The following is a 23947-nucleotide window of genomic DNA, read 5'->3' as shown; positions in this document are numbered from 1 at the left end:
AAGCGGTTTAACAACCTATTATCCATACCGGTTCATGAAATTTGATTCCGACTGATTTTAGAATCGAAAAATTTGTATTTTTGTCAGCACAAAAGGGTTGTTAGCTCAGTTGGTTTAGAGCATTACCTTGACAGGGTAGGGGTCACTGGTTCGAATCCAGTACAGCCCACTTTTGGGCAATCCAAATCGAATCAAAATCCATTAAATCGTTGATTTAATGGATTTTATATTTTTATCTTATATCAAAATAATCCAATTCATATCAAGTAATTCGTGAGCTATTCCGTGAGTAGATTTTTTGTATTATGTTTGCTCACGGAGACCTCTGTAATAGTTTGTAATTCATTTATTTATGAATTTGAAACTATCAATTTTTATTGAATAAAATTGACTCATTTTGATTCGATTGCTCTTCTGCCTGGATAGGGCAAATCATATCAAATGAGTTGAAATTAAAAAGGTCATCGGATTTAACGTTTTTGATATGAAAGAAAAACAAACATTTGGAATCCAGTTTGTGGGTAGGAAGAACAGGGAGAAGGTAAAGAACTTCACCCTTTTTGCCCGAATCACAATCAATGGGGTGGTCTCAGAAGTCTCCTTAAAGCAGAATATTTCGTCAATAGATTGGAACCCGGTAGCCGAGATGGGAAAAGGGAGAAAGTTGGAAATAAAAGAACTGAATCAGTTTTTAGATCAGGTGCGAACAAGGCTTAACAATATTTACCGGGAATTGATGGTCGAAGGAAACCTTCCGACTGTTGTAATGGTAAAGAATCATTTCTTAGGTATTGTGGAACAAGGTAAATCCATTCTTGATGCTTTCGATTACCATAAAAAGGTTGCACAAGGAAATCTTTCGGACAATACCTTGCAACATTATACCACGACGGAAAAATATGTGAAGGAATTTCTTGAAGCGCAGTTCAAAACAACAGATGTCTACCTGAGGGCGATTAATTACAAATTCATTACGGATTTTGAGTATTTCCTCCGGAACAGAAAACCGGTGGATCACCAAAAACCCATGCAAAACAATGGGGTGATGAAACACATTGAGCGGTTCAGAAAAGTGATTGGGTTAGCACAAAAACTTGATTGGCTAAAAATCGACCCTTTCAGGAATTATCAAATCAAGTTCAAAAAGGTAGAAATGGGTTACCTTGAACCTGATGAACTTCAGAAGATTGAGGAGACAAAATTTAAACTTGAAAGACTGGAATTTACTAAGGACTTGTTTGTTTTTAGTTGCTACACCGGATTGGCTTACATCGATGTCATGCAACTTGTACCTGAAGAGATTCATCTCGGAATAGATGAAAACTACTGGATTATTTCCAGTAGGCAAAAAACCGGAAATCCATTACGAATTCCGATCCTTCCCAAAGCCCGATTAATCATCGACCGCTACATCAACCATCCGCGTTCGAAATTCAACGGAACTATCTTTCCAGTGATCTCAAACCAGAAGTTGAATAGCTATCTAAAAGAAGTTGCTGATTTATGCACTATTTCCAAGAATCTAACCTTTCATTTGGCTCGGCACACTTTCGCAACATTCGTAAATCATTCTTTTAATCAACCTGTTATCAGTCAATTAGTCGAGTTCAAAAATAAAAAGGGCAACAGATAAGTAGGAGATAAAGTGCCTTATTACACTTCATTTTTGATACTTTCAAATAACTCTGTTGTAAAGATAATCAAATTATTTTTATAAGTTCGAAGCTGTTTTAATCTAACTTGATGAAACCTGACTTAACTTTAATTGAAAGTATCGGGGAAGGAGATGTGAGGGCTTTTAAACTTTTTTTTGAGAGCTTTTATCCTTCATGTGCCTTGCTACAATGCGAACACGTTAAGAACTGACCCCAATGTACGCAACTTCTGGGGACAAAGCCTCGATAGCATGTGGACGAATGTGTTTGAGGCCGACGGCGGATTGGGCGGCGCCATTTGGGGAATGATCGACGAAACGTTTATGATGCCCGACACGCTTTCAGGTTTCAATGAGTGGTGGGGAAAGTTCGATAAAAAAATATCGCCGCCGCCTTTCCAGGGACATTGTGTGGGCTATGGCGAGTGGGGGATTGTTGATACCTGGCGCCGCAAAAAACCGGAGTTTTGGGGAACAAAGAAGGCCTATTCCCCGACCAAAATTCTGGTGAAGCAGCTTGACGATTTTCAACCGGATCAGCCGTTAAAGCTTCCGGTCCATAACCGCTTTGACCATACCAATTTCAATGAACTGAAAATTTTGTGGAAATATCAGGAAAAAACAGGCGGGATTGACGGTTTTAACCTGGAGCCTCATCAAAAAGGGGAACTGGTTGTGCCTGCCATGTCCTGGAAAAACGGGGAAAAGTTGAATATCCGTTTCTTTCAAAACGATACGTCACTCATTGATGAGTATAATATTCAATTAGGAAAAAGGGAAATGACACTTCCTGAATGTCAAACAGGAAATTTAGGAATTGATGATTCGGATGATCTGTTGCAAATTCAAGGCAGGAAATTTACCATGTTGGTAAACAAGAAAAGCGGACTGATGGAAGATGTTAAACTGGATAATCAAATTCTAATAAAATCAGGGCCATATCTTAACATGTCTGTATGGGATACACGGGAAATTAACGAGTACGCGAAAAGCTGGAAATGCACCGGATTTAAATACGAATTGGATAATGGTATTGCTAAAATTTATACAAAAGGCATGTATGAAAATATCAGGGTTAATTTTGTTATTCAAGTAGATGAAAACGGGGTTTTTAATATTGGTTATGATATTGATGGCTTACCAGAAGGTAATAAGGTTCACGAACTTGGAATCAAATTTATTGTGAAGAATTCCTTTGAAAAATTAACATGGGACAGAGATGCTTATTTTACCTCTTATCCTGATAATGATTTGGGCGCTCCTACTGGTGAAGTTGATTTGGGTTACCGCCCCACTATGGAGTACAGAATATATCCTGAACACAACTGGGTTTTTGACTCAAAGGGATTTTACTATTTTGGCTTGGATACTGTACTTCCGTTAACGAATATAGCCAGGTCGCTGAAGGAAAACATTTATTCATATTTGCTAAAAATCGGGCCGGATGAAGCCTTAACGGTCTATAGCAATGGCACTCAGGCATGCCGCTTCAATAAAGTTGAAAATGATTTTCTTTTATACATCAATGATCTTTGGGATTATCCCGATCTGGCATGGGGAAACTATATTAAAAATATCATCACAGGCAGGTCATTTCGCGGCCAAAGTGTTTTTAAAATTCATCATTGAAAAAAATCTGTTAAAATTAGGATATTATTTTGATTATTAATATGTTATAAAAACAAAGGCAGGCTTATGGAAGTGAGTTGACCTGCCTGCCTTGTTTCCTCAACTATAAGAACTCAAACAAATTATTACTATTTTTGGCTAATTTGTTTATCATTCAAAACTGATTGGGAAAATGCAACAAAGAACAGATTCCAGACTTGTTTTACGGTTAAGAGAAGACGATCTTTTAGCATACGAGGAACTGTTTCACAGGTATTCTTCCCGGCTATATCATTTTGCCAAGGGTTATATTGGATCTCATCCGATTGCCGAAGAAATTGTTCAGGATGCTTTTTTAAAAATATGGGAAAAACGAAAAGAAATTAAAGCGGAAGAGTCTTTCAAGTCCTACATTTTTACGATTACCTTCAACTTAGTCAGAAAACATTTCCTGAAAAAAAGCAGGGAAGAAAAATACAAACAGATATTTGCCGAAGAGTTTTTACTTCAACAAGATGATGAAGCCGAAAGAATTATTTATGATGAACTGATGTCTTTATTGGATCAAATAATTGATAAACTTCCTGAAAGACGTAGGGAAATATTTATATACGGCCGCAAAGATGAACTTTCAATTTCAGAAATTGCGGACAAATTAAACATTTCTCCTAAAACGGTTAAAAATCAACTTTCTGAGGCTATTAAATTCATCCGGGAAGAACTGAAAAAAAAGAATAATCCGGGAACTATTCTGTTCTATTTCCTGTTTGTCAAATAAAGCCAAATCTGATTTTTTAAAAAAAGTTAAAGTTTATACGGGACTTTCAAGGCAGCAAAGGATAGTAAGTATGTACAGTAATTGGAAAGTGATATGGAATTATATACCCGCAGTTTGCTTGACAGGTTGTTTTTACGCAAACATACTTACAATGATCAGCTTCTTATTCAAAAAGGATTCGAGGATCCGCAAAAGACGGATGCTATAAAAAAGCTCGCAGGCGAACAATGGAATGAGTTGATGGACTCAGACCCCCAGGATCAGGTCAACCTTCAGGATGTTTATTACAAGCTTCACTATAAAATCAGCAAATCTTTGCAGCAATCAAAAACAACTCGTTTGTGGCAAGTGTTTTCGCGGGTAGCTGCAATATTTTTTCTCCCCCTGCTTGTTATTTCAACGTTTTATTTATTTGATAAATCTCAGGTTGACGATGCGGACATGGTTGAGATGACCTTCTCTGCTCCGTCGGGAACACGTAGTAAGTTTATCCTGCCCGACGGAACTTCCGGCTGGTTGAACGCAGGATCCCACTTAATTTATACTGCCGGCTTTTCAACGACGCGCCAGGTGAGTCTGGAAGGCGAAGCTTATTTTAACGTCCAGAAAGATACGAAACGTCCGTTCCTTGTTAAAACAAAGACCTTCGACATTAAAGTTACAGGAACGCGCTTCAGCGTATATTCATATCCCGATGAAGACTGGAGCGATTTAGTTCTTGAATCGGGAAATGTGATCATCAGTAATCAATTCAATGATCAAAAGGTTAAAATACTACCTGGACAACGTTTTACCATGAATCGAAAGAACGGGAACTTTAACCTTGGAGAAGTGGACGTGGTAGAATATACGGAATGGACGGAAGGGAAGCTGTACCTGAGAAATGAACCGTTGGATGTTGTCGCCGGGAAATTGGAGCGGTTTTATAATATTGATGTAGAGTTTGCTGACGAGGAAGTTCTTCAGTACAGGTTTCGGGCTATGTTGCAAAAAGAAGCATTGGAAGATGTTATTCGTTTCATGGAAATCAGTTTACCCGTTTCGGCAACACTTGTTCCTGTTAAAAAACAAAGTGACGGAACATTCAGCAAGCGAAAAGTAATCCTTAAAATGAGATAGCTTATGACAAAAAAGAATTGATGAAACACAAAAAAGGAAAGCGCGCCAACGCTTTCCTTAAAATTAGCAGAGTTTAATGTGCATTTAAATTTAACCCTACAAACATTCAAATTTATGAAAAAAATGTTGTGGTGTGAATCATCGTATGATCACATCTTTAAAAAATTATTAAGGACGATGAGAATTACTCTTTTTCTTACACTTGCGGGAATATTGCAAACAGTTGCAGTGAACTCATTTTCACAGGCAAAAACAATATCTCTAAACATGAGCCAGGTCAGGATCGTGGAAGTTCTGAATGAAATCGAAAATCAATCTCAGTTCAGGTTTATTTACAGTCCTAATACCTTTAATGTTGACGATAGAGTAACGGTTTCTATCAATAATCAACAAATTGATCAGGTCTTACAGCAGGTATTCTTCGGAACCAATGTGGACTATCAGATATTCGATAAACAAATTGTGCTTTCATCGGAGAAGGCAGCAGTACAGCAACCCCGTACCATCACAGGGAAAGTAAATGATCAGTCAGGGCAACCATTACCTGGGGTTACGGTTGTATTAAAGGGTACCACCACCGGCGCCATTACCGATGTCCAGGGAAAATACTCGCTTACCGATATACCTGGTAATGCCACGCTGGTCTTCTCGTTTGTGGGCATGAAAACCCAGGAAATCCCGGTTAATGGTAATTCCACAATTGATGTTACATTAGCCGAAGATGCAATTGGAATTGAAGAAGTCGTTGCTGTTGGTTACGGTACCGCCAAACGCCGTGATGTGGTCGGTTCAATCGCCAAAATAAGTAGCGAAGATATGAGTAAAATCCCGGCAACTTCAATGGTGGAAGCTATGCAGGGACTGGCCAGCGGCGTTTTTATTGAAAATAACAGCGGCCACCCGGGATCAGCTCCCGAAATAAAAATCCGGGGAGTCCATTCGGTTAACTTAAGTTCAGACCCATTGTGGATTATTGATGGAGTACCTATCCAGACAAATTCCCTGGATTTAACCAAGAATGGGGTAAAGCCTGTTTCTCCTCTGGCCATGATTAATCCTAACGATATAGAATCAGTGGAGGTTTTGAAAGATGCGGCTGCTACTGCCATCTATGGAAACAGAGGGTCCAACGGGGTAATCATCGTCACTACGAAATCAAACAAGGGAAAATTTACTGGAATGTCAATAAATTACGACGGTGGAGTCTCAAGTTTGCCTTTCGAACAGAACGATGTTTACGTCGATTCAGAAACCTGGTGGAGCCTGATGGATAAAGCATGGGCAAACGCCGGAAATACGACTGTGTACCAACCAAGCTTCCTGATTAATTCCCAGTTTTTGGATGAAAAACCTTCCATGACAAGGGAAGAAGCACTGGCTACAAATACTGACCATTTGGGGGCAATGACCCAGACTTCCCGATTTCACCAGGTAGGACTTGTAGCCAACAAAGGGTTCGAAACCGGGGGAGTATTGTTTTCATTGAATTATCGGGATGAAAAAGGTTTAATAATGAACAATGACCTCCAACGATTAACCTCCAGGTTCAACTTTAATTTTTCTCCGGTTAATTCCATTTCAATGGGTATCAATTCTAATTTTCTATATCTCAAAAACAGCGGGGTAATTAGTCGGGTCGGAAAAGAAAATGCCGGCGGCTGGGACAACTGGAAATGGATCGTTCCCTGGTATAAAATATATGACGAGAGCTCACAGACAGGCTACTGGGCAGGAAGCAGCAGCTTTAACCTAGCAGCAGCTTTGGATAATGACCTGAATCGGAATGATGTAGATCAATACCGAACCATTAGCAATGCATTCGTAAAATGGGATACCCCAATAAATGGATTAAGCCTAAAGAGTGAGGCGGGCGTTGACCTTATTATTAATAACAGTAGTTACTGGAAATCCGTTCTTAGAGATGCAAGCGCGCCATACTTCAATGAAGCGGCAGAAAGGTCGGTAACCAGGCACGTCATCAACTATAATGCCTATCTGAACTATGATAAAACAATCGGTAAGCACAACATAACTGCAACAGCCGGGTCAGAAGCTACCCGGCAGTCACAGTACCTTAGGTCTGCCGAAGGTATAGAAATAAACAGCAGTTATCCTGAGTTGATCAATCCTGTTCAGATTACGTCGGCATCCGGGCGCATGGGGGGAGAGCAGTACCTAATGGGGATATTCGGCCGTATCAACTATAAGTTCATGGACCGTTATATTTTGAATACCAGTATCCGCCGCGATGGGCATTCCGCGTTGAGTAAAGATAACCGTTGGGCGACATTTAAAGCATTTGGCTTGGGATGGATCATTTCAGATGAAAAATTCTTAAATATTCGATCCGTCAATTTATTAAAACTTAGGGCAAGCTATGGTCAAACAGGCAATACCGCTTTAAGCAATAGTATGACCCAAATTTCTTGGGGATTAACCAGCTATAGATATGGTAGTAACTACTTACCGGGTTCGACCACGATAGGACCGTTGGGAAGCAGTGCATTAAAATGGGAAACAACCACCAATTATGATATCGGCGTTGACTTTGGTATCTTAGATAATCGGATTTCAGGATCAGTCGCGTATTATCAGCAAAAAATATCTGATCTTATACTCAGGGGAAGCATCCCGATTTCTTCAGGTTTTGATAATAGCCAGGTATGGGAGAATGTTGGTGATATGAAGAACTGGGGATGGGAGTTTAACGTTTCTTCTGCAAATATAAACAAAAGGAATTTCAGGTGGAGCACTGATTTTAATATCAGTTTTAACGACAATGAAATTATCAAACTGAACGAGTTCGAAAAAGGAAAAGGAAGCGTTGACCTGAATATAACCTACAACAAACCAGGACAAACCATCCGGAAAGAAGGAGAAAAACTGAATACATGGTTCTTATCGAATTATGCCGGAGTTGATACCGAAAAAGGCATCCCAATGATTGAACAGTTAGATAAGGAAAAGTGGGATACGGAATTTGTTACAGAATCCACAGGTAATTTGATTCCCGGGAATGTATCAAACGCTGAAAACAACAAGATGATACAGCACGGAAAAACAACTTTACCAACATTTTATGGCGGGATAACCAATAAATTTTCTTACAAGAACTTTGACCTGAATATTCTCTTCAATTTTGCCGGAGGACATTATTTAATGAACAACCTGTATGTTTGGGGTACTCAGGGCGATGCCATCTATAATTTTGTTAAGGACTTGGATGGAAATACTTGGGAAAAACCAGGAGATATTGCGAAATATCCTTTACTGACAGGAGGTTTTTACAAGTACGACAATGATGGAAATCCTTCAACTTCGGGAACCAGGTTTACCGCCCAGGATCTTTCTTATACAACTCAGTTCCTGGAGAAAGGCGATTATATTCGTTTGAGGAGTGTGCAAGTGGGTTATACTTTACCCAAAAAATTGACCAACGGCAAGGTACAAAACTTAAGGGTTTACATTGGAGGAACAAGCTTATTGCTATTTACAAAATACAAAGGATTGGATCCGGAAACTCAGGGTGATTTACCGATTCCTCGTACCATTAATTTTGGTCTTTCATTTAATTTATAAAAAGGATAATTGACATGAAAAAGAATATTTTATACTCATTTGTAATGATATTGTGTTTAGCCATTGCGTCTTGTAATCAGGATGACTTTTTTCAAATTGACAGGCCGCAGGAAACACAATGGGTTAGTACCGTAACCTTCGATCAGGGAGTATCCGCTGCGTATTACGACTTATTTTACTATAATCATTCAGCTTCCGTGGGGCCTATGATTGATTTTGCTTCTTCAGGAGTTGCTCATCTGCTCCCGTCAACCAGCACCGGCGCTCCGTGGAATGAAATGAATTATCGTATGTTCGATCAGAATTATGGATTGTCTGATGGGCTTTGGACAGGACGATACCGGGCTATCACCATGTGTAACTTAGCGATTAAGCTCGATACAGATAACAATGGTAATCCATTTTCTTTAAAAACTGATGATAAAGATTATACAGACAACTATGTTCGTCAGGTCGGAGAATATTATTTTCTCAGGGCATATTCTTACTACACTTTGGTCAGGCATTTTGCGCCTCCTTATAAACATTCCGGGGCGAATGATGGAACTTACATCCCGTTAAAAACGGTGACTGCTTCTTCAAAGGAGGATGTTTTTTCAGAAAAATTAGGCACTAATGAAGAAATCTACCAGCAAATCATCAGCGACCTGGAAGTGGCAAAAGAAAAATTGCCTTTGGCTTACAATTCGGCTACAATGCTTCCAACTTACCAAATAGGACGGGCAAATAAATTTGTAGCAGCGGCATTACTGGCTAAGGTTTATTTTGTAATGGGAAAATACACTGAAGCAAAAACAGAACTGGATTTAGTGATTCAGGCCGCTGAACAGGAAGGACGTTTCGTTATGGAAGAGCCGATACAGGCTTTCAACAAAAATGTGATTACCGATATTTCCAAAGAAGCGATTTGGGAATACAATACTGGTATATCTTCATCAAACTTTACCAGCGATTTTTTCTATTGGGCAATGCTCTTTAACTATACTTCCAGGGATGCTTCCGATGGTGGAAGGAAACCCGGTGTCCTGACAGATAAAAGCTCGTGGAGCCAGTTCACCTTCAGTTATTGGGCTCTTGATAAAATGAATTGGATGACAGATCCTTTAAATGGCAACTATACGTTAACTGACGAAGCAGCAAACGATTTACGCTTCCAGCAACTGCATTACTATTTACTTGGATACATGAGTGGCGGGGACCCGCTGGTTTACGAGGCAGTTTCTTCTCACAGTGCGGTTAGCACTCCTCAGCTATATGTAGATAAATACTACCGTGGAGCAGTGGGAAAAGGACGTTACACCAAAGTTCCGGTTATCCGTCTGGCTGATTTGTACCTGATCCGTTCGTGGATAAAATGGAAAACCAATGATCCCTCGGGAGCAGCCAACGATCTGAACAAAGTTTGGAACCGTGCTAACCCCGATAACCCTGACCGCTATAACTCGGGTAATGTGAACCACGATGCAATCTTTTCTGAATATTTAAAAGAGATGAGTGGTGAAGGATGGACCCTGGACTTCATGGTTGGTACCCAAATGGATATTCCACCAGGTGATGAAGACCGGACTCCTATTGCTCCGCCTTATAGTATTTGGAAATGGGCTATACCCGCTGCAGAAAAAGCTGCAAATCCAAACTATAATTAAAATATCAAATTCCTCAACCTAAAGGTAATTAGGGAAAAGATAACAAATAGAAGGAAGTTATTTAACTGACTTCCCTCTGTTTGTTATTTCAGTTTTTTCACTTGAATGTTAAGTGATTCATACAAACATGTAATATTTTGGTTAACGATGAACAAGTCAACGTTCTGATTATAAAAGCGATATTCTTTATATGAATAAAAATATTGAAAATAATGAAAAATATAGATAAGAGAATTAATATCATTCTCTTTGGATTAGTGGGAATATTTTTTCTATGCACAAATGTTTTTGCACAGGAAACGAAAGTATCCCTTAATCCCATAGCAGATTCATACGTTGGTAGTGGCAGCAATGGTGATACAAACTACGGTACGTCATCTGCATTATCAGTCAAATCGGCTGGGGATGCTTCAAGTACAGGAAACCGTAAGGTTTATATAAAATTTAATCTGGAGTCAATACCTACTGATAAAAAAATTGATGGGGCGATATTGAAATTATATACATCGCAATGGACCGCAGGTTGGGAATTAGTGTTTGATGTGTATGGACTGAAAGAAGGAACAGCCGGAGATGCATCAAACGGATGGAGTGAGACAGGAATAACCTGGAATAATGCTCCGGGTAATGATGTTAACTCTAATTTTGGGTTCACAAATGATGCCGTTAATGTGGGAAGCTTTACATTTACTGCTTCAACACCCAGTGCACAGGAAATTACTTTTCAATCCACTCAATTAGAAACCTTTTTAGAAAGTGATGAAAATAAAATAGTGACGCTGATGATTAGTAGGGAAACGGTGGACTGGACGCCAAATTCTAACTTTTATCCCAGAGAAAATACAGATTTGCCTCCCATGCTGGAACTGACATTAGTTAATAAAGGCCTGCCACCGGTCAGCCCGTCAAATCTTAATGCAAATGCTATTTCTCCAAGCCAGGTAAACCTGGGATGGACAGATAATGCTGATAATGAAGATGGTTTTCGCATTGAAAGAAAAACAGGCACCGGAGATTTTACTGAGATCGCGCAAGTAGGAAGCAATGTGACAGATTATCAGGATACCGGATTAGCAGAAGCAACTACCTACACATACCGTGTATTAGCCTATAACAGCGATGGAAGCTCAGAATATTCGAATGAATCAGATGCAACGACTGCGGAACTATCATCGCTGGCATTTATCCTGAATACCTCACACGCGGTGATGCCCGGTACTCATTTTACGATTCGGGGAGAAGGACTTAGCGCTGGTTCTGTAATTGTAATTAACCCATCAGATGGTATCGCATCGTCTGAACCGCCAACAGAAGCCACAGAGTTAACAATCGTACAGTCTGACAGGGATAATCGGTTTTTAGTAGTAGATTTTCCTGAATCGGTTAATCCTGGTGTATATGATTTGTGGATTAACAATGGTAATGGATGGAGTGCACCTGTTAAATTGAACGAAACAAGACCAAAGTTCATTTCCGAATATCAGGCTTTTGAAGGATTGGATATTTGTTTGGTAGGTAGAAATTTTAGTGCACCCGAGTTTGGAGGTGATTTGGCTACTGACGTGAGATTAAATGATGGCAATAACGGTATTTTCAATGTTGATGTCAAAGAAGTTAACCCTTACGCTGTTAACTTTACCATTGGGTCGCAACCTCCCGGTGAATACTGGATCGAAGTCAGAAACGACACAAAAGATAATTGGGTCAGGCTCGAGAATGACGAGGCACAGAAACTGGAAATACTTTCAGCAGGACAGGATCCCCTGGGTCTGGGAGTCGCATGGGCAGCAATGTTTAACTGGTCAAATGAAATAGACGTGACCTCGAAAGGTGCAGTGCCCAATGATGAAAATGACGATACCCAGGCTATCCAAAGTGCTGTTAACGATATTACTACATCAGGCGGCGGGGTTGTTTATTTGCCAAATGGCATATATCTATGTTCCCACATTGACCTGCCGGAGAATGTAGTCTTAAAAGGACAGGACAGGGAAAGTACGATATTGACTTATAATGGGGCTGCCAATGCCCAATTCGTAAGCACATCTGGAAATGGCAAAATCAACGGGAAGTTAGGAGTAGCGCAACTTACCCTTACATTGTCAGATGATAATATAAGGCCTGATGCTTTTTTATGGTTGGGTCAGGGTTGGGGAGAAGCCAACTCAGATAAAACCAAAAGGACAGCAAAAAATATATTTATTTTCGATGTCGGGATTGATTACGGCACCAATCATCCAGGCGTAACGGATAGCAGGGGACTTGGGGCAATTATTATAGCCAACAAAAGGATCCTTTTAAAAAATAATTACTTCAAAGGCTACTATGCCCAGTTGAACAGGGCGTATGTTAATTCCTATGCCACGATAAGCGGTAACCATTTCGAATATGCCAAAGGAGTTAATTTGTGCACTGCCGATTATACGATCATGACCAACAATCATGTTGTCGGGCATCCTGAGGTTACAGGCGATCCGGCAGGGAGGCTTATGCAGGGACTGGATTACAGAAGCCTAGCGTATGTGTATAACAACATTGTTGAAAAAATAGGTTCTGATGAAAATAATGACGGCGAAGCCTTGCTTGTAGAACATGCCCAGCAATACTTCAATTACGGGGAAGTAGAAAATGCCGGATCTAACAGCCTGACTGTAATTAATCCGATTGGCGAGTTAACTACCCCTACCGTTTCCTATGGCAATCTTGTTGTCCAAATTGTACATGGCAAAGGGTTGGGACAGCACCGTAGGGTAACCGGAATATCAGGAAATACAATTAATGTGGCAAAGGGTTGGGACGTCATTCCTGATAATACCAGTAAATGGACCTTAATTGCCGCTTTTGAGCATGTTACCTGCTACAGGAATACGATAAAAGACACCGAAAAAGGAATCTGGTTTTATGGAGATGTTATTGATGGAGTGGCGGCAGATAATTTTATGGAAAATACAGAAGGAATTTTTTCCTATTCAGCTTATGCCCCAAATGATTCTCAGGGAAAACACCGGTTCGTAACCAGTTACTATCTGACAGCCAGAGGAAATGAAGTTTTAGGAGTATCCTCTTTGAGTAAGCATACAAATATCGGTGTCCTTACAACCCGTGAAGACGAGGTAGGAACATATTTTGGCGTTGAAAATTATGGATTTGAAGCCAAGGATAACCTTGTTATGGCAGACTTAACTGCTATTCCTGTTTCTAAAACTGAAGCCCCTGCCCAAAATGGCATCTATGCTTATGCAGCTGATCAGAAAAGCAGGAATGACGGGTTGGGTGTGACAGGAGATGTAACCAATGTTCTTGTGGAAAATAACCAGTTAAAAGAAATGGAGACGGGGATAACCATAAAACGAAATCCGTATGGACAGGTAGTTGGGGGAAATATGTTCAACAATGTTACGACTGAGATGGACATTGCCGGTGAGAATACAAATGATATAGAAACTCAATTTTCTGATAAAAGAGGGCCTTATTGGGAAGCGGGGCATATACTCTCTACTGCTGAAGTTACAGCTAATTCCGTGACACTGAATTGGCAAAACGCCCGTGATCTCGTGGGAGTGACAGGCTATCGGTTATATCAGGATGGAATGTTATTAACCACATTAGATAATACAGTTACAAATTATGAAGTTACTGGTCTTCTGGATGAGACGACATACTCCTTCTCGATTGAAGCGACCGACGCTGCGAACAATATGAGCAGTGGAAGATTATACCTGACCCAGCAAACAGATTCTTTGGAAACAGCAATTGAATCTATCAAATTGCCTAAAAGCGATTTGAGCTTACAGAGTTATCCAAATCCTTTTAGTTCAACCCTGACTATAAAATATACCTTGCCTGAAAAGCGATGGATAAAGTTATGCGTGTATGATGTTACTGGTTTGGAAATCATGGTATTGGGCGAGGGGTTCAGGGATGCCGGCGCACACCATGTGACATTGAATGGGAGTTCTTTCCCTAAACATGGAGTCTTTGTCGTCCGTTTAAATGATCACAATAACTCGGTAGCAGAGAAAGTGGTTTATAGCAAAAAACAATGATGATTGCCCGTTGCTGAATAAGAACTATCGAAAGTTGATCAGTATAAATTACCCGGCGCTCTATCTTTGACACCGGGTAATTTTCTGGTATCTTTATCGTTGGACTTTGGCGCTGAACTATCTTATGAAAAATAAAAAAGATAAATCAAATAACGAACTTTTGTTCCTCCTCAGAGAGGGAAATATGGTAGCTTTTGATACCATATACAGGCAATATTGTAAAAGACTATATGATTTCGTAATCCGGTATGTGAAGGTAGAAGTAGATGCAGAAGAAATCGTTCAGGAAGTTTTTATTAAAATTTGGGAAAACAGGAGTAAAATTAATGTCTATTCCTCATTTGAGTCATTTCTTTTTACGATCTCATACAATTCGGCCGTCAGTCTTTTGCGAAAGCGAACCCACGAAAATAAGTACATTGAATACCTGCAATCTTTGCAAAATGTCGATCAGGTGTATGAACTAACAGATGAAATCTACTTTAAGGAACTGAATAGCAGGATTCAGTCTTTGCTTAAAAAGCTAACTCCCCGGCAAAGAGAAATATTTCAGTTAAGCCGTGAAGAAGGACTAACACATGATGAGATTGCAAAGAAATTGGGAATTTCCCGCAATACGGTAAAAAATCACATGGTCACAATACTTGGGTTCTTAAAATCGAATATCGGGAATGGGATGGTCAATACATTGTTTGCCTTTCTTTTCTTGTAAAAAAACAGAGTTTTATCTAGTCCTGTGATATCCATTGAGCGTATTACATATGTACGTAACTTGGAAGGAACCACTGATTGATACGAGTTGTACCGTCGTCACAAAAAAATGAATCGCTCAAAAATGACAGATGAACTGCTTATAAAGTTTTTAAATAACAGGTGTAATCCTGAAGAATTGAAAAAGATTGTCCAATGGATCGACAAGGACGCTTTATCGGATGAAAGTAAGAATATTGCTCATAAAGACTGGAGAAGCTTTAAGACAAAGAAATTTTCTGTCGATCAGAACGAACGACTTAATTTATTGCTTGACAGGATACACCACAAGATTAACATCAAGGGTGTAAAATTGGGGACCGGGCAGAGAAAAACTACTTCCTTAATTACAACCAGGTTGGTAAGAGCTGCTGCAATCCTTCTGATACCTGTCCTTTCCATCCTGATTTATATCATTTCAAACCCTTTAATGATTTCTTCACAATTTACGGATTCAGTGGTGGATTCGCTCGAAATAATAGCGCCGGTTGGCTCCAGGACAATTGTTCAGTTATCCGAAGGTACGGTCGTTCATCTCAATTATGGCAGTAAAATCAAATATCCCAAGGTTTTTAAAGGCAATACAAGGGAAATGACTTTAACTGGTGAGGGTTTCTTTGATATCGCTCATGATCCGGATCATCCGTTCGTCGTTAAAACCAAACAATTAAATATTAAAGCATTAGGAACCAAGTTTAATGTCCTTTCCTATCCTGATGATGACATGGTAGCGACAACCTTGGTTGAAGGGATGATTGTATTGGAATATACCAATGAAAATGGTAAGACAAAGAACATCGGTTCGCTGGTTCCCGGGCAACACGTTGATTACAACTTTAATACAGGTATAAGTGCAAGTACAAGGGGAAATATTGAAAAATACATCGCCTGGAAAGACGGCTTGCTGGTATTCGACAATAGTAGCATTACTGAAGTTGCGGAGAGGCTTGGACGCACATTTAATGTCGAGATTGAAGTTGCTGAAGAGATAAAAGATTATACTTATACGGTAAAACTTGCGGATGAATCCCTTTCTCAAATTCTTGACCTAATTACCAAGGCAACTCCTGTTAATTATATAATATTTCCCCGCGAGAAGCTGTCAGACGGGAGTTTCCAGAAACAAAAAATATTATTAAAAAAACGAAGCTAACAATTATCTAAATCTAACTTATAAAAAGAAATGCTTATGGAATAAAAAACGAACCATCGCTAAATACAACAGGGAAATGCGACCACATTTCCCTGAAGAGAGTAAAACCAACCCTGCTGCTAACAGGGCTAATTCTAATTTTAAACAATACAAAAGTATGAAAAAAAATGACTGTTTTGAATGGGAACAGGAAGTTTCCGTTGTAAAAAAATTATTAAGGATTATGAAACTAACAACCTTTCTATTGCTGATATCGGCTTTTAGCGTTTGTGCAGGCATATCTTACTCTCAGACAATAAGCCTGAGTGTGGCGGGAGAAACTTTAAAAGAGGTGCTTTCCCAAGTTGAAGACTTGAGTGGTTGTAACTTCATGTACAGCGAAAAATTTATTGATGTTTCGAAAAAGGTTTCAATAAATGTAGAAAATAAGAAAATAGAAGATGTTTTAAATTCATTGTTTGCCGGAACTGATATTCAATTTGAAAGGAAGGATAGGATAATTATTCTTTCAAATTCGGATTCAAAGAATGAATGGACTGTATACCAGCAACTTCGCTCTGTTTTTGGGAAGGTAACCGACCCCGGAGGCCAGCCTCTTCCCGGCGTTACAGTAGTTATTAAGGGCACTACCCAGGGAACTATTACTGATGCCGACGGAAATTATACCCTTTCCAATGTTCCTTCCGATGCCATTTTGATTTTTTCCTTTGTCGGCATGCGATCAAAGGAAATTTTGGTGACAGGAAAAAGCAATATTGACATGATAATGGAAGAAGAAACAGTTGGAATTGAGGAGGTAGTTGCTGTTGGTTATGGTACCCAAAAGAGGGCGACTCTTACTGGTTCGGTTTCAAGCGTTCGAAGTCAGGAACTGACAGTGGCTCCAGTTGCAAGTTCATCGAATGCCCTGACAGGACGGTTGCCAGGGTTGATTTCCGTACAGGAACAGGGATTGCCGGGAGCAGATGCCGCAACGCTAAGGATCAGGGGGTTTGGTAACCCATTAGTTATTGTCGATGGTATTGAAGCCAATTTAAACATATTGGACCCCAATACTATTGAATCTGTTTCTATCCTTAAGGATGGTGCAGCTTCTATTTATGGTTCGAGAGCAGGAAATGGGGTTATACTTGTGACGACAAAACGTGGCGCGATTATAAAACCTACGTTTACCTTTAATACATCTTTCAGCGGTCAAGGGGTTACATATATGCCTGATAAATTGAGTGCAGGCCAATATGCTGAAATTGAGCGGGAAAAATGGATACAGTCGGGGAAACCCGAAGAGACCGCTCCTTATACTGTTGAGGAAATTCAGAAATATTATGATGGAAGCGACCCCAACTATCCGAATACCGATTGGAAAAAGGAGTTAGTCAGGGACTGGGCGCCTCAGCAACAGCATAATTTAAACGTCAGAGGGGGTTCAGAACGGATTAAATATTTCGGATTTTTAGGTTTTCTTGACCAGGAAACCATGTGGAAGAAAAATGGCGGAAATTACAAAAGATATAATTTTCAATCCAATGTCGATTTGAAAATATTGGATAATATGGACCTTCAGGTTGATGTATCAGCAATCATACAAGATCGAAAATTTCCATGGAGACCACAGGATATTGCGACAAATGGAACATGGCTGGACTATTGGGGAACCCGTCCTAATGTTTTATCAAGTACCCCGGATCCTGCTAAATTGCCTTATGTCGGTAGCAATTATCCTATTTATGTAACATCCAATTACAATCTTATTGGATATGATCAACAAAATAATCAAAGAGTAACAGGAACGATCACATTAAATTACAGATTCAAGGATATCCAAGGTTTATCTGCAAGAGTATTTGTAAATTATTTAAAAGATAATAATAGCAGAAAGAGATTTCGTAAGGGTAATGATTTCTGGAATTATGAGTTTGAAAGCGACTCATATACGCTCGCAGCATCAACAGTTAAAGAGACAAGACTTGATATGGATTACTCCGGAAGCAGAAATATGACCGGACAATTTTCATTGAATTATGATCGAGCGTTTCATAATGATCATCATTTAACAATATTGGCGCTTTACGAAACTATTGATTACAGATATGATACCTTTTCTGCAGGAAGAGGGGGGTATTTATCCACCGCAATTGACTTGTTATATGCAGGGAGTACCGGAGATATGAGCAATGCTGGTTCGGCTTCGGAGATGGGGAGAACAAGTTATATCGGTCGGTTAAATTATGCCTATAAAGACAAATATTTGCTCGAATCCTCCATCAGGGCAGACGCCTCGGCCAAGTTCCCTGCCGATAATAGATGGGGATATTTTCCCAGTGTTTCGTTAGGATGGCGAATTTCTGAAGAAAATTTTATGGCTGATCATAAAATTATTGACAACCTGAAACTAAGGGCTAGCTTCGGGCAATCAGGTAATGACGGGGTAGGTAATTTTCAATATCTAACCGGGTATAGTTACAAAACCTGGTATGGTACTTATTTATTTGGCTCGACAACCTATGCTGGAATTTATTCTACTGGGTTGCCAAATCCAAACCTGACTTGGGAAGAAATTACAATTTATAATGCCGGGTTAGATTTTTCTTTGTGGAAAGGGAAATTATATGGAGAAACTGACGCTTTCTACAGAGAAAGGAGTGGCATTCCTGCAACCCGTATACTTTCCTTGCCCTCTACATTTGGAGCCAACTTGCCTCCCGAAAATATAAACAGCCTTAATGACAGGGGATTTGATCTGAAACTGGGTACTTCAGGAAAGTATAATGATCTGACCTGGGATATCAGCGGAAATATTTCCTGGTCCAGATCCAAATGGATGCACTACGAAGAGCCCGATTATGAAGATCAGGATCAGGAACGGATTAACAAACTTTCTGGCAGGTGGACAGACAGAGCATATGGTTATGTATTTGACGGGTTATTCATTAGCCAGGAGGAAATTGATAACCTTGATTTTGATCAGGATCTTCAGGGAAACATTACCTTAAGGCCAGGTGACGTGCGTTACGTAAATGTAAATGGGGATGAGAAGCTGGACTGGAAAGATCAGATTGAAATTGGAAAAGGAACGATTCCTCATTGGATGGCTGGTTTGAATACTGTATTTACATACAAAAATTTTGATCTGTCAACTCTTTGGCAAGGGGCCTTTGGATATTATAAGAACGTTAATATCAACGAATACATGAACACATTTTACGAATTAAGATGGAAGGAAGAAACCAATAATCCCGATGCATTAGTACCGAGATTAGGGGGAGCCTCTCAAAATGGCTTATATTCGGACTACAGGTACAGAAAGGCTGGGTATCTTAGGTTAAAGACTGCCTCTCTGGGTTATAATCTTCCCCGTAAATGGGTTAGTAAAGTTAATATTTCAAATATGAGGATTTATTGTGCCGGTACTAATTTATTGACTTTTGACAAACTCAAAAAATATGGTATTGATCCGGAAGCCCCATCAGGTTATGCAGGTTATTATTACCCCCAACAAAGAACCGTAACAATTGGGGCAACAATTTCATTTTAACTGCTTAAAAAAGACATAATTATGAAAAAATTAGTTTATAGTCTATTTATCATCCTGACAATGATGGTCTCATGCCAGGATGATGTTTTAAACAAAAAACCTTTAGATATTATTAGCGATGCTGTAGTATGGAATGATCCCGTATATATAGATGCTTACCTGACAGGAATATATACTGATATCTTTGTTTTTGCCAAGGATGCCAATACAGCAAGTGATGCCAATGAATGGACCGGAATTATGCGAATTGACAGAGTAAGTGATGAATGTGCCGATTTTATGGGATGGGGAGCAGCTTACACAAAAAAGTACGGAAATTTGCAAATTAACGGTGGCTTATTTGAATGGTGGGAAAATGCTTATGAAATAATTCGCAGACTGAATATTTTCATCAAACAACTTCCTGATTCACCTGTTGATGATGGTTTTAAAACTTCCCGTATCGCGGAAGCAAGGTTTCTGAGAGCTTACAACTATTTTGCCATGGCGGTACGCTATGGCGGTGTTCCGTTAATTACAGAACCTCAAAATTTAAATGATTCTGAAGAAGAACTGTACCGAACTCGCGATACCGAGAAAGCATTGTACGACTTTATTATTTCGGAAATGGATGACATTTTTAATGATTTGCCGGAAACCCGTACATCCGATTATGGAAGACCCAGTAAATATGCCGCGGCAGCGCTTAAATGCAGAGCAGCATTATATGCTGGAAGTATTGCACAGTTCGGGACACAAAAATTAGATGGGTTATTGGGAATTCCTCCTTCAGAGGCCCAAAATTATTACCAGAAGGCTTATGATGCGGCCAAAATAATTATGAACAGCGGTGTTCATAATTTATATAATAAATATCCGGATGACAAGGTCTGGAATTTTAGGCAAACATTTTTAGAAGATGGAAATCCCGAAATAATATTTTGCAGGCAGTTTAATGAAATAGCCTCCTATCCATCAAAAGGGAACGGTTGGTCTCTTGATTTCTTTCAAGGTCCTTTACCTAATGCCTGGGGCGGAGGTAATCTCACCCAGCCTTATCTGGAAATGATCGAAGAGTTTGAAGAGATGAATGGAATTCCCGGAACACCAGGATATCTTGATCGTGCTGAAATCCAGCAGGGATTGTGGTCAGGAGAAGACCTATTTGGGAATAAAGAGCCTCGTTTTTTTGCAAGTATTTATTATCCGGACATGATTTGGAAGGGAAAAAAACTTACTTGGTACAGAGGTATTATAAAGCCTGACGGAACCATTCAGGAAACTGGATCTTACGACGGAATACTTACATATGGGAACCAAACCTTTAATGGTACAAATATCGGCACTGGTTTTGGAGTACTAAAATATCTGGACGAAGATCATAATGTGCTTGGAGAAAGGGCAACTACTGCCACCGACTGGAAACTTTTCAGGTATGGGGAAGTTTTGTTAAATTTCGCGGAGGCAGCTTTTGAACTTAACAAACCAGATGAAGCATTGGATGCGCTCAACCAAATACGGAACAGGGCTGGTGTCGCTCCTCTTACAACCATTGACAGGATGAAAATCCGTCACGAACGAAAAATAGAACTTGCTTTTGAAGGACATCGATATTGGGACCTGCGCAGGTGGAGAACCGCTGTTACAGATTTGACCCGAGATTTCAGTGGATTACGTATGTACCTGGATTATGAAACAAGGAAATATAAAATACTGGTTGTTGATAAAATTGACGGCGTAAACAAACCAGTAACATTCTACGAAAAAAATTATTATTTACCAATAACATTGAAAAGAACAGGAAATAACCCCAATTTGGTGGAAAATCCAGGTTATGAGTAAGTTGTAGCTGGTAGTTTAAATAAAGGCATATATAGACACTTTTTTGTCGTTTATATGCCTTTAATATTCTTCAAAACCCTGTAATGAATAGTGAGTATGAAAAAAACGGCAATTCATATGATCCGGATAAAACATTTTCTTATTATTTTTTTGACATTTATATTCAGTAATACTCTTGCTTCCAAATGGTTATATCTTTCTGTTAACGGAAACGATTTGAATCCAGGAACGATAGAACAGCCTCTCGCTTCCCTTACCGGAGCCCGGAACAAAGTACAGCAGTTACGCCAATACAAACTGCTGAACGATACGGTTTACATTCATGTATTGCCTGGCAACTATTACATGAGCGAACCATTCAGGCTTGGATATAATGATGGTGGTACAGCCCAAAGCCCTGTTATCTATACCGCTGATGCTGCGAACCGTCCTGTGTTTTATGGTGGAATGAAGTTAGGTAGGTTTGAAGAAATAAATGACAACCTATGGCGGGTATTTATTCCGGAAGTGGCGCGGTACGGGTTTTATTTTGAGCAATTATATATCAACGGCGAACGCAGGTTCAGGGCGCAGACCCCCAACCGCGGCGAATTTTTCTTTGTGAATAAGGTAGAGGAAACGATACTTGACAAGGAAACCGGGACTCCGGCAGTACAAAAAATTAGTTTGCGCCAATCAGATATGCTCCTTTTAGACAGCCTGGAAAAAGATCAAGTTGAAGATGCAATAGTTGTATTTCATCATAAATGGGATATTACCAGAAAGCATATCCAAACATTCAACAAAACAGACAGTTCGTTTTATGTGACAGGGCGGATGATGAAGCCTTGGAATCCTTTTGACAACAAAACTCGTTGTGTGGTGGAAAACTACCGGCAAGCCCTTGACTCGCCTGGCGAATGGTTCCTATCGCGCGATGGTTTCCTGTATTACATTCCATACCCGGGCGAAACAATTGAAAACGTCGAATCTATGGTTCCTGTCACTGATAAATTTATTGTCATTAAAGGAGAAAATAAAGACAAACCCGTTGGGCACGTTCGTTTCGAGAACCTGTGCTTCAGGGTTGCGGGATACAATACACCGGTCAGTGGGAATGAACCTGCACAGGCAGCTTCCCCGGTTGAAGGCGCCATTATGGTTGATCATGCAAAAAACATCGAAGTTGTTGGTTGTGAGGTGGCCCATACCGGATTATATGCAATCTGGTTTCGTGAATCTTGCAAAAACAGTTTGGTTCAACGATGCCACCTTCATGACCTTGGGGCGGGCGGCGTGAAGATTGGTGAATTGCAGGTTCTTGAAGACAGTTGCCGGGTTACAAGCCAAATTGCCATTGACAACAATATTATCCAGCATGGTGGTTATGTTTTTCCCTGTGCCGTAGGGGTGATTGTTCATCACGGGAGCGACAATGTAATAGCTCACAACGACATAGCTGATTTCCGTTATTCAGGTGTTTCGGTTGGTTGGGTTTGGGGGTATGCTTTTAGCCAATCAAAACGAAACAGAGTTGAATTCAATCATATTCATCATTTGGGCTGGGGTGAACTTTGCGACATGGCAGGGGTATATACTTTGGGCCAGTCCGAGGGGACAGTGGTTAGCAACAACGTTATCCATCATATCTATGATTTTGAATATGGCGGATGGGGCCTATATACTGACCAGGGATCTTCTTATATTCTTATGGAGAACAATTTAGTGCACAATTGCAAAGATGCCGGGTTTAATCACCATTTTGGAAAAGAGAACATCATCCGGAACAACATATTTGCATTTAATATTTCCGCCCAGGTCCGCTTCAACCGTCCGGAAGAACACCTGTCATTTTCCTTCAACAGGAATATCATATATTCCAATCAGACTGCCATATTTAAAAATAATTGGGGTAATGAAAAATGGTTGAAAGCAAATGTAGAAGTCGATTCTAATTGCTATTGGAACATCTCCAATCCAGACCCGCTGTTTCATTTGGAAATGAACTTCCGTGAATGGCAGGAACATGGAAGGGACAATCATTCAATAGTGGCTGACCCGCTGTTTAAGGATCCGCAAAACCTGGATTTCACTCTTAAAAGCCCAAAAATTGTCAAAAAGATTGGGTTCATACCCTTTGATTATTCAAAAGCAGGGGTTTACGGCGACGAGGACTGGATTGCCCTGTCAAAACTACAGCCCGAACTGCTTCAAAAATTCGATGCGACGGTTTTAAAAAACAGATATACGGGGAACCCAAATTATTAAGTCATAGGAGA

12 protein-coding genes and 1 tRNA gene are annotated in these 23947 nt (G+C 39.9%); all 13 read left to right on the top strand.

Features of this window, described 5'->3' with window-relative positions:
- Positions 1–94: 94 nt before the first annotated feature.
- The 13 genes from AC6H3C_RS01270 to AC6H3C_RS01210 all read left to right on the top strand — a co-directional run bounded on the left by AC6H3C_RS01270 (position 95) and on the right by AC6H3C_RS01210 (position 23936).
- Positions 95–169 (top strand) — tRNA-Val (locus AC6H3C_RS01270).
- 315 nt (positions 170–484) lie between these two features.
- A complete protein-coding gene (locus AC6H3C_RS01265) occupies positions 485–1633 on the top strand; it encodes a phage integrase SAM-like domain-containing protein (RefSeq protein ID WP_497518736.1) in 1149 nt (382 codons plus the stop codon).
- A gap of 177 nt (positions 1634–1810) precedes the next feature.
- Positions 1811–3283, top strand: coding sequence for a hypothetical protein (locus tag AC6H3C_RS01260; RefSeq protein WP_497518735.1), 1473 nt, complete (start codon positions 1811–1813; stop codon positions 3281–3283).
- A gap of 172 nt (positions 3284–3455) precedes the next feature.
- Positions 3456–4040, top strand: coding sequence for an RNA polymerase sigma factor (locus tag AC6H3C_RS01255; RefSeq protein WP_497518733.1), 585 nt, complete (start codon positions 3456–3458; stop codon positions 4038–4040).
- Between the two features lie 93 nt (positions 4041–4133).
- Entirely contained in the window at positions 4134–5159 is a 1026-nt protein-coding gene (locus AC6H3C_RS01250; RefSeq protein WP_497518732.1) for a FecR family protein, read from the top strand.
- Between the two features lie 177 nt (positions 5160–5336).
- Entirely contained in the window at positions 5337–8738 is a 3402-nt protein-coding gene (locus tag AC6H3C_RS01245; RefSeq protein ID WP_497518730.1) for a TonB-dependent receptor, read from the top strand.
- 14 nt (positions 8739–8752) lie between these two features.
- On the top strand, positions 8753–10384 hold the full coding sequence (locus tag AC6H3C_RS01240; protein WP_497518729.1) for a RagB/SusD family nutrient uptake outer membrane protein: 1632 nt from the start codon (positions 8753–8755) through the stop codon (positions 10382–10384).
- 212 nt (positions 10385–10596) lie between these two features.
- Positions 10597–14430, top strand: coding sequence for a CBM96 family carbohydrate-binding protein (locus AC6H3C_RS01235; RefSeq protein WP_497518728.1), 3834 nt, complete (start codon positions 10597–10599; stop codon positions 14428–14430).
- 124 nt (positions 14431–14554) lie between these two features.
- Positions 14555–15142, top strand: a complete 588-nt coding sequence (locus tag AC6H3C_RS01230) for an RNA polymerase sigma factor (RefSeq protein WP_497518727.1) — start codon at positions 14555–14557, stop codon at positions 15140–15142.
- A 108-nt stretch (positions 15143–15250) separates the two neighbouring features.
- Entirely contained in the window at positions 15251–16333 is a 1083-nt protein-coding gene (locus tag AC6H3C_RS01225; RefSeq protein ID WP_497518726.1) for a FecR family protein, read from the top strand.
- Between the two features lie 157 nt (positions 16334–16490).
- The gene (locus AC6H3C_RS01220; protein WP_497518725.1) at positions 16491–19868 is read left to right on the top strand and encodes a TonB-dependent receptor; all 3378 of its coding nucleotides are present in this window, start codon (positions 16491–16493) and stop codon (positions 19866–19868) included.
- Between the two features lie 21 nt (positions 19869–19889).
- Positions 19890–21689: a RagB/SusD family nutrient uptake outer membrane protein gene (locus tag AC6H3C_RS01215; protein WP_497518724.1), complete on the top strand. Its 1800-nt coding sequence runs from the start codon at positions 19890–19892 to the stop codon at positions 21687–21689.
- A gap of 216 nt (positions 21690–21905) precedes the next feature.
- Positions 21906–23936, top strand: a complete 2031-nt coding sequence (locus AC6H3C_RS01210; protein WP_497518723.1) for a right-handed parallel beta-helix repeat-containing protein — start codon at positions 21906–21908, stop codon at positions 23934–23936.
- Positions 23937–23947: the final 11 nt, after the last annotated feature.

The organism is Gaoshiqia sp. US2, assembly GCF_059705485.1.
This window is presented reverse-complemented; position numbering and strand designations above follow the sequence as displayed.